This window comes from Calothrix rhizosoleniae SC01 (assembly GCF_900185595.1).
Lineage (GTDB): Bacteria > Cyanobacteriota > Cyanobacteriia > Cyanobacteriales > Nostocaceae > Calothrix_A > Calothrix_A rhizosoleniae.
This window is the reverse complement of sequence record NZ_FYBH01000267.1, coordinates 1-9,902: the sequence shown is the minus strand read 5'-3', so window position 1 is coordinate 9,902 and position 9,902 is coordinate 1. Positions and strand designations below refer to the sequence as shown.

Below are 9,902 nucleotides of genomic sequence, written 5' to 3'. Positions count from 1 at the left end.
AGGGTCAAATTGCTGACGATGACGCTCAAACTCATCCAGGCGATCGCCAAAGGCTTTTCGAGTCTGCTTGGGTGTAATCCCTCGGCTTTGGTTAAAGAGCGGCACTCCGCCCTGATGACTACAAAAATCATTATAAGCTGTCAAAAAATCTTCCCATCCCGGATTGCCCGTTGAGACTGGATCCAAAGTTAGCACATTCCCCATCGAAGAATAGGAAAACAGGGAATTATCATCTTTGAGGATACGATAGCCTACATTCAACATGTTGCAGCGATAACCCTGTTCTTTGTAATAGTTTCTGCAAAAATCGAAGTAAGCTCGCAAAATATCCAGATATTGTTCCTCGGGGAATGCCCAGATGCTAAAGGTATAGCGCGTCCAGTCCGATTCATCTGGGTAGCGGATAATTTGATCAGCTGCACTAGTTCCCGCCGGATTTTTCAAAATAGACTCCATTGCCACCTGTACTTTCCGGTTAAACACATCCACTAGTCCATAGCTCAAATTCTGACTCGGAATCAATTTCGTTACTAAGTAGCCGAACCCAGGTGCTAGGGTTTTCCAAGTCCAATTCCTGAGATTCCAGAGCCAAGCCCCTGAGGTTTCACCAAGTTCTCGATATTTACGAAACTCCACAGCAATTTCGTCCAGAAACGGAAACAAGTAGAGCATCATCGATTCTTGATCTTGAGCAGGTCGGTTTATTAAAGTTGGCAGTGCCTGGATAAATTCCTCTAGTTTATAAACATGGTGTCGCAACGCCATCGGTCTTGCTGGACGTACCCGGAAAGTCACTTCGTAAACAATCCCAAAAAGACCGTAGCTGGATCTCGCCAACCGCAACAATTCAGGTTGGTCTTCATTAATTTCAACCAATTCCCCCTGGGGGGTTACCATTTTCAAAGATATGGCGTAGGAACAGACTTGCCCAAATTCTCCTGGCATTGAGGCATCTTTGGTGCCCCCACAGGCTGCACTTCCCATAGAAAGATTACCCAGCTCGATATTGACAAAAAACTGTAACCCCTTTTTACGTAAGGCATGAGCAACATCTATGTATAATGTGCCGGCTTGGGCAGTGACGGAGTCTGTATCAATATGCACAATTTTGTTGAAGGCAGTCATATCCACTATGGTTCCGCCATTGGCAACGGCACACCTCGTTGTGGAATGGTTTGACCCCACGGCTCGGACTGGAGAGGGATAAGTCTCAGTATCCGTCATGATCTGAATTATTTCTTCAACCGTCTGAGGTTTCACTACAACTTTTGGTTGAGAAATAATGGTACCGCCCCAGTTTTGATATTGTGATGGGTGCTGTGCTTCCATGATGTTTCTACTATGATTAATTAATCATACGATTATCGCTTGTCTTCAATTCACGGGACACATGTAAAATCTAGCTGCGGGGAACATCCCAAATATTTAAATTTCCCAGACCCTTATTTTAATTAGATATTCTTAGACAGGCGCGTTTTTTGCTCTGTTTTCACTCATTCTCAGTAAAAAATCTGAGTTATTGTTTTATATCCCGTGTCTCTAATTTCTTTGTTAAGTAGGCTTTTTGGGTTGCGATCGCTTATTACTTTTTCATCTTACCAGAATAGTACGATCACAATCTTTTGTATATTCAGCTGAGACTTGGGAAAACCCAAGATTATTAGTTATTTGTTGTACGGAATAAGTCTGATGAGTGATATCAAATTCCCATGATTTGTAACATAAAATAACAATGAAAAATTTTACTTTACGAATAACTGCGTACATTTTATTCTTAGGCTTTTTGATACTACAGCAAAGCTGTGGCAATACCTCTAGCCTTAATTGGCGTATTGAAGACAAGGGAGTGAAATTTCCGCAAAATTAAATATCCGTAGGACACTAGAAAAAGACAGAAAAACAATATTAAAGTAAACCTACCTCATAAGTATTGAGGCGGCAAATGCTGCAACCAGAGAAGGAGGATTTATGCGTGCAGTACTGATGGCGGGGGGTTCGGGAACCAGGTTACGTCCACTAACTTGCGATTTACCCAAACCAATGGTACCGATCTTAAATCGACCAATCGCAGAACATATCATCAATCTGCTTAAACGCCATCACATTACAGAAGTTGTTGCGACATTACATTATTTACCAGATGCCCTACGGGATTATTTTCAAGATGGGGAAGATTTTGGTGTACAGATGACTTACTCTGTAGAGGAAGAACAACCTCTGGGAACCGCAGGTTGTGTCAAAAATGCTGCCGAGCTTCTGAATGAAACATTTTTAGTTATTAGTGGTGATAGCATTACGGACTTCGACCTGACAGCAGCAATTGAATTTCATAAACAGAAAAAATCAAAAGCAACTTTAATTTTGACCCGCGTTACCAATCCCATTGATTTCGGAGTAGTAATTACAGATGAAGAACAGCGAATTACCCGATTTTTAGAAAAACCTTCTACTAGCGAAATTTTTTCCGATACGGTAAATACAGGGACTTATATTTTAGAGCCAGAGGTTTTGGAATATTTGCCCGAAAACATGGAATCAGATTTTTCCAAGGATTTATTCCCTTTATTGTTGGCAAACAAGGAACCGATGTATGGTTACATCGCCCAAGGTTATTGGTGTGATGTTGGTCACTTGGATGCCTATCGGGAAGCTCAATATGATGCTTTAGAACGAAAAGTAAAACTGGACTTCCCCTACCCAGAAATTGCCCCTGGCTTATGGGTGGGTCAAAATACTCACATTGAAAATCTGAAAAATATTCAAGCTCCAGCAGTAATTGGGGATAATTGTCGCATTGGCGCAAGGGTACAAATTGAAGCCGGAACCGTAATTGGTGACAATATTACCATTGGTGCTGATGCCAGCCTGAAACGACCAATTATTTGGAATGGGGCAATTATTGGGGAAGAAGCTGAGTTAGCTGCCTGTGTCATTGCTCGGGGAACCCGTGTAGATCGCCGCGCCCATGTATTAGAAGCAGCTGTGGTTGGTGCATTATCTACGGTGGGAGAAGAGGCTATAATTAGCACCGGTGTAAGGGTTTGGCCCAGTAAAAAAATTGAGTCTGGTGCTACCCTAAATATTAATTTAATTTGGGGTCACACTGCCCAACGCAATTTATTTGGGCAACGAGGGGTACAAGGATTAGCTAATATTGATATCACCCCAGAGTTTGCGGTCAAATTAGGAGCCGCCTATGGTTCGACTTTAAAACCTGGCTCCCAGGTGACTGTTTCTCGGGATCAACGCAATGTTTCGCGAATGGTGACGCGATCGCTCATTGCCGGTTTAATGTCTGTAGGGGTAGCTGTACAAAACTTAGATGCTACGGCTATCCCCATTGCCCGGACTGTGATTCCTACCATGTCCGTAATTGGGGGAATTCACGTCCGAGTCCATCCCTATCGTCCAGACTATATTTTAATTGAGTTTATGGATGCTCAGGGTATTAATATTTCCAAAGCTCAAGAAAAGAAAATCGAGGGAGCTTATTTTAAAGAAGATATGCGGCGATCGCAGACCCATGAAATTGGTGATGTAGCATATCCTACTCAATCTGCTGATTCCTATTGTACTGCTTTTGAAAAGCTGTTACAAATTGATACAATTCGCAATAGCCGTGCCAAGGTAGTAATTGACTATGTTTATGCCGTATCTGGAGCGGTATTACCGCAAATGTTAGATAAATTTGGCGCGGATGCGGTGGTACTCAATGCTAGTCTGAATAAAAATGCCGTATCGACCATTGAGCGGGAAGATTTATTAAATCAATTAGGTCATGTGGTAGAAGCACTCAAAGCAACTTTTGGAGTACAAGTATCAGCAAATGGCGAACAACTGATTTTAGTTGATGAATCAGGAATGCCTATTCGTGGGGAAATGTTAACAGCCCTGATGGTAGATATGGTACTCACATCCCATCCTCGGGGTTCAGTAGTAGTTCCAGTACACGCAAGCAGTGCAGTAGAACAAATTGCTCGTCGCCATGATGCTAAGGTGATTCGAACCAAAGTCAACCCCACAGCCTTAATGGAAGCTTCCCAGCAAAATGCCAATGTGGTGTTAGCTGGTAGTGCAGAAACAGGCTTTATTTTTCCCCAACTCCATCCAGGATTTGATTCCATGTTCTGTATTGCCAAACTGATTGAAATGTTGACAATCCAAGAGCGATCGCTAGTGTATGTACGTTCGGAATTACCCCGCGTAATTCACAAAAACCATAGTATACGCTGTCCTTGGCGAGTGAAAGGGGCGCTCATGCGCTACTTGGTAGATACCCATCCTGCTGAAAATTTAGATTTAAAGGATGGAGTGAAAATATATCAACCATATAGCGATAGTTGGGTATTGGTGCTACCTAATGCTAGCGAGCCCATAGTACATTTATATGCCAATAGTAATGATCGCGATTGGGTAGAAAAATCATTGAGAGATTATCGTAACAGAGTACAAGTCTTTGTACTCAAAGAACAAGAACAAGCTATGGCTGAAGTTTGAGAAGAGGAGTGAAAGAGTGATGGATTGATGGAATAGGGGCACGGCATCCACACTCTCTCAGTATAGGGAATAACATAACTCACGCCGTGCCCTTGAGGGGAGAAGGAAGTAAAAATGATAACTGATAACTGATAAATTTCCTTAGTGATGCTATATAGACGATTTGGACGCACAGAATTACAGATGCCGGTTTTTTCCTGCGGAGGCATGAGATATCAATATAAATGGCAAGATCTACCGCAGCAAGAAGTTCCCCTGAACAATCAGGCAAATCTGGAAACAACTATTCGCCGTGCTCTTGAGGTGGGAATTAACCATATTGAAACCGCCCGTGGCTATGGTAGCTCTGAGATGCAGTTGGGACAAATTTTACCCAAGCTTCCTCGAGAACAGTTAATTGTACAAACTAAGGTATCTCCCAAGGCAGATCCCCAGGTGTTTGCCACAGAATTTGCCAAATCCCTCGCGTACCTCCAGCTTGATTACGTAGATTTACTAGGTTTACATGGAATTAATAATGCTGAAATCTTAGAATACTGTATCCGTCCTGGTGGCTGTTTGGATGTTGCTAAACAACTACAATCCCAAGGCAAGGTGAGATTTATTGGTTTTTCTACCCATGGTGCCACAGATAGTATTATCCAAACAATTAATACCAATGAATTTGATTATGTAAACCTACACTGGTATTACATTAATCAAGAAAATTGGGCAGCCATTGAAGCCGCAAATCGTCATGACATGGGGGTTTTTATTATTAGTCCTGCCGATAAAGGGGGTAAACTTTATAACCCACCAGAAAAGTTAGTACAATTATGTACTCCCTTAAGTCCGATGTTGTTTAATGACCTATTTTGCCTCAGTCATTCCCAGGTGCAGACCCTGAGTATAGGTGCGGCTAAACCCAGTGATTTTGACGAACACCTCAAAACCTTAGAATTGTTAGATCATGCATCATCAATTTTGCCTACCATTTTGGCAAGATTGGAAGCAGAAGCGATCGCCACTCTAGGAGAAGATTGGTTCAAAACCTGGCATGTTGGTTTGCCAAAATATCATCAGACACCAGGGGATGTAAATATTCCTCGGATTTTATGGTTAAGAAATCTGGTTGTGGCCTATGATTTATTTGACTATGCCAAAATGCGGTACAACCTATTGGGTAATGGTGGTCACTGGTTTCCTGGCAGAAAAGCAGACCAAGTTGATAAATTAGACTTACGCCAATGTCTCAGCCAAAGTCCCCATGCAGATAAAATTCCTCATTTACTCAGGGAAGCACATGAGATGCTAGGGGGGCAAGAGGTACAACGTTTATCTGGGAGTTAGTTTTTTGCTGGAACAATATACAAGGTTGGGTGGAACGAAGTGTAGACGCAGAGCGGCTTCTCGAAGAGTAACTCGAAAAATGATTAATAATGTTGGCTTTCGTCCCTCAACCCAACCTTCACAATATTATTCACCTTGGTGAACTAATGCGTGCAGTAAGATGGGCAAATTTTTATTCGTTAATACAATCTGCCATCAATTGAAATTTTCTCAAGCATCTCATAGGATTTCTCTAAATACTGACTACAGATACTTTACTTACTGTTTTGATTACAGCTTTTGTTGTAGGTGGATTTTCCTTTGCGTAGCTCTATATTGGCTCATATCTAAACTGTTATCCAGATGACATTTAATTACAGCATTTCCTCATCTGTTTGTGAGTTTAATAACCTATTGACATGAATAAAAAATTGTGAAATAAAAACACAACTGTTCTCTATTTATCAGTTGCTATGCTTAATTTTGCAATCTTGGCTGAGGAAATATAAAAAAAATATTGCAGTTCATAAAAAATAGTTATAAATTATTATATAGATGAACTATTTTACAAAATATATAGACCCTATAATTGAAATTAAGCTTAAGTAAATATGCTCAAAACCAAGCTGATATTTTATGTCAAGAGCTAACATTCCTTGAGATATTTAGTTGTTAGATAAAACATGAAGTATAGACTTTAAATCATATGGATTAATTGTCTAAATATCAGTTATGTATTTATATACAATAGTAATTTTTGGCTAGATGACATCAATCTATGATTGAGATTATTGCATTTGATTATGTATAGGATTTTTTGTAAATAAATGAGGTAGAAAAATCAATGACTTAAATATATATAATAGTGTGTTTCTGGTTAAATAACCTTATATACAGGGAATTATAGATTACATAATCAAAAATTTTAATTAGTAATTTATATATCTTTAAACAAAGATAAATGCTGCCTATAATCAAGATGATAAAAGTATTTAAATAACAAATCACCCAATCCATAAATGTTCTAATTAAACAAGTATATAAATAACAGTATGGTAGTCGCAAAATCACAGATGTATCTACTTAAGAGATAGGGACTAAAATAGAGGTATTCTGATAATGCAATTAAACGAAGTGGCAATATATCAAGGCTTAGATTTAGATCAAGATGCCTGGGAAGAAGTTGAAAAATCTATTATCTATTATCAAGATCGTCCTGTAGGTACAGTAGCGGCTTTAGATAATACTGTAGATGCACTCAATTATGACCAGTGCTTTATTCGTGATTTTGTGCCTTCCGCCTTGTTATTTTTGGTGAAAGGAAGGACAGAAATTGTTCACAATTTTCTCGAGGAAACTTTAAAGCTACAGCCAAAAGATGATCAGTTGGATGCCTATAAACCGGGCAGAGGATTGATGCCAGCCAGTTTTAAAGTTGTATCCAATGGTATCAAAGAATATTTAGAGGCAGATTTTGGCGAGCACGCGATCGCTAGAGTTACTCCAGTGGATTCTTCTTTGTGGTGGATAATTTTATTGCGTGCTTATGTCGTAGCAACTAAAGATTATTCTCTGGCATACCGAGATGATTTCCAACAAGGTATTCGGTTAATTTTGCAGCTTTGTTTGGCAACTCGTTTTGATATGTATCCCACTCTCTTGGTTCCTGATGGATCTTGCATGATTGACCGTCGTCTAGGTATTTATGGCCATCCATTAGAGATTCAATCTTTATTTTATGCTGCATTACGGGCATCCCGCGAATTATTAATTTGTCAAGGGAATGAAGACATTGTCATTGCCATTGATAATCGCTTACCTATATTAATTGCTCATATTCGTAAGCATTATTGGATTGATTTTCGCCGCTTGAATGCCATTTATCGCTACAAAGGAGAAGAGTATGGTAAAGATGCCGTGAATCAGTTCAATATTTATGTTGATTCTTTACCTCATTATGAGTTAGCTAGATGGCTACCCAAAGGAGGTGGTTATCTGGCGGGTAATGTCGGCTCATCACAACTGGATACCCGTTTCTTTTCCCTGGGTAATTTAATGGCTATAATTACCGATTTGGCTACAGAAGAGCAGTCCCAGGGAATTATGACTCTAATTGATCAAAGATGGGAAGATTTGGTGGGAGATATGCCCATGAAAATTGTCTTTCCGGCATTAGAAAATGAGGAGTATAAGAATATCACAGGTTGTGATCCCAAAAATATTCCTTGGTCTTATCATAATGCTGGCAACTGGCCTGTGTTAATGTGGATGCTAGCGGCTGCTTCTGTGAAAACCGATAGAATTGAACTAGCACAAAGAGCAATGGCTATTGCCCAAGCAAGGCTCCAAGAAGATGAATGGCCAGAGTATTATGATGGTAAAAAGGGCAAACTCATTGGTAAGCATTCCCGGAAGTATCAAATTTGGAGTATTGTGGGATTCTTATTGGCAAAGGAAATCATGAATAATCCCCAACATTTACCTTTAATTAGCTTCAATCCATTTACTGCTGAACAGGTTTCCAGAGCATGTGAATTCAAAATTGATAGCTTTGATGCTTAAATGGTGGCTGTTAGTTCTTGGTTTTTTCCTCAAGAAATAGAGAAAAATCAAGATAAAAATTTCTCCCTCAAATATCCCCGACTTCCTAATCAATATCTGTCAGGTGAGGCAGTTATTAAGATAAAAGTCGGGGATATAAACATTTATAATGGCGAAATACTTTCTGTATTTTTTGCAATGTCTTCTCCCCGTCAATTAGCTTTTATTGCTCTACGAGATGTCCGTAAGGGAGCTTATACAGATGTTGCCATTGACAGAACATTACAAAAAGGGAATTTGGATGATCGCGATCGCCGTTTATTAACGGAGTTAGTTTATGGTAGCACCAGAAGGCAACGCACTTTAGATGCAATTATCGATCATTTAGGTAAAAAGAAGTCCCACCAACAACCAAAAGATTTACGTACTATTCTGCATTTGGGGTTATATCAACTACGCTATCAGCAAAAAATTCCCCCGGCGGCGGCTGTGAATACAACGGTACAATTAGCTAGGGATAATGGTTTTGCGGCATTAACTGGAGTTGTAAATGGCCTCTTGCGTCAGTATATTCGTTTAAAGGAAGCATCAGCAGAGCCATTAAAATTACCAGAAAATCCAGTAGAACAATTGGGAATTTTACACAGCTTTCCTGACTGGATTATCCAAGTTTGGCTAGAACAACTGGGTTTTGCTCAAACAGAACAGCTATGTCAATGGATGAACAAAACTCCAACCATAGATTTACGTATCAATCCCCTAATTACTTCCCTAGAGTCGGTGGAGGAAGCTTTGCAGTCTGTGGGTGTGGAATGTCAACATCTACCCAATTTACCCCAAGGTTTGCGGTTAATTAATAGTCCTGGTGCTATTCAAAATTTGCCTGGTTTTCGAGAAGGTTGGTGGACTGTACAAGATAGTAGTGCCCAATTGGTTGGTTATTTACTCGCTCCTCAACCGGGGGAGGTAATCATTGATGCTTGCGCTGCACCGGGGGGAAAAACCACCCATATTGCCGAACTGATGGAAGATAGGGGAAAAATTTGGGCTTGTGATCGCACTTCTTCCCGATTACGTAAACTACAGCAAAATGCCCAACGTCTACGTTTAAAATCCATAGAAATTTGTCCGGGAGATAGCCGCAGTTTTGACCAATTTAATTGTATAGGTGATCGCGTTTTATTAGATGTACCTTGTTCAGGCTTGGGAACCTTACACCGCCATGCAGATGCTCGCTGGCGGCAAACACCTGCGAAGGTTGAAGAACTAGCATTACTGCAACAAGAATTAATTAACCATGCAGCAACTTTTGTTAAGCTAGGGGGTGTGATGGTATATGCTACATGTACTCTACATCCAAGGGAAAATGAAGGTATCGTTAACAACTTTTTAGCATCCCATCCTCATTGGCAAATTGAGCCTCCAGTACTAGAATCTCCCCTGGCAGCATATGCTAGTTCCCATGGTTGGCTCCAAGTATTACCCCATCAACAAGATATGGATGGTTTTTTTATGGTGCGCTTAAGAAAAATAAATCATTAATAGTCAAGTTGATA

Annotated in this window: 5 protein-coding genes; 4 read left to right on the top strand and 1 reads right to left on the bottom strand. The window is 40.1% G+C overall.

The features are described 5' to 3' along the window. Positions 1–1,329: FAD-binding oxidoreductase (locus CALSC_RS15880; protein ID WP_088242291.1), on the bottom strand; the 1,329-nt coding region annotated here is incomplete at its 3' end. Between the two features lie 639 nt (positions 1,330–1,968). On the opposite strand from CALSC_RS15880, the gene CALSC_RS15875 reads away from it, so the two are divergent. The 4 genes from CALSC_RS15875 (at position 1,969) to CALSC_RS15860 (ending at position 9,888) form a co-directional block, all read left to right on the top strand. Then, positions 1,969–4,497, top strand: a complete 2,529-nt coding sequence (locus CALSC_RS15875; RefSeq protein ID WP_088242290.1) for a mannose-1-phosphate guanyltransferase — start codon at positions 1,969–1,971, stop codon at positions 4,495–4,497. Between the two features lie 147 nt (positions 4,498–4,644). Beyond that, positions 4,645–5,826 (top strand): aldo/keto reductase, encoded by a 1,182-nt coding sequence (locus CALSC_RS15870; RefSeq protein ID WP_088242289.1) that lies wholly within the window; start codon positions 4,645–4,647, stop codon positions 5,824–5,826. A gap of 1,098 nt (positions 5,827–6,924) precedes the next feature. Continuing rightward, positions 6,925–8,367 (top strand): glycoside hydrolase 100 family protein, encoded by a 1,443-nt coding sequence (locus CALSC_RS15865; RefSeq protein WP_088242288.1) that lies wholly within the window; start codon positions 6,925–6,927, stop codon positions 8,365–8,367. A gap of 177 nt (positions 8,368–8,544) precedes the next feature. Beyond that, entirely contained in the window at positions 8,545–9,888 is a 1,344-nt protein-coding gene (locus CALSC_RS15860) for a 16S rRNA (cytosine(967)-C(5))-methyltransferase (RefSeq protein WP_088242292.1), read from the top strand. Positions 9,889–9,902: the final 14 nt, after the last annotated feature.

Coding starts and splice junctions, on each gene's coding strand:
- CALSC_RS15875 (WP_088242290.1), top strand. CDS start 1,969: ATGCGTGCAGTACTGATGGCGGGGGGTTCGGGAACCAGGTTACGTCCA.
- CALSC_RS15870 (WP_088242289.1), top strand. CDS start 4,645: ATGCTATATAGACGATTTGGACGCACAGAATTACAGATGCCGGTTTTT.
- CALSC_RS15865 (WP_088242288.1), top strand. CDS start 6,925: ATGCAATTAAACGAAGTGGCAATATATCAAGGCTTAGATTTAGATCAA.
- CALSC_RS15860 (WP_088242292.1), top strand. CDS start 8,545: ATGTCTTCTCCCCGTCAATTAGCTTTTATTGCTCTACGAGATGTCCGT.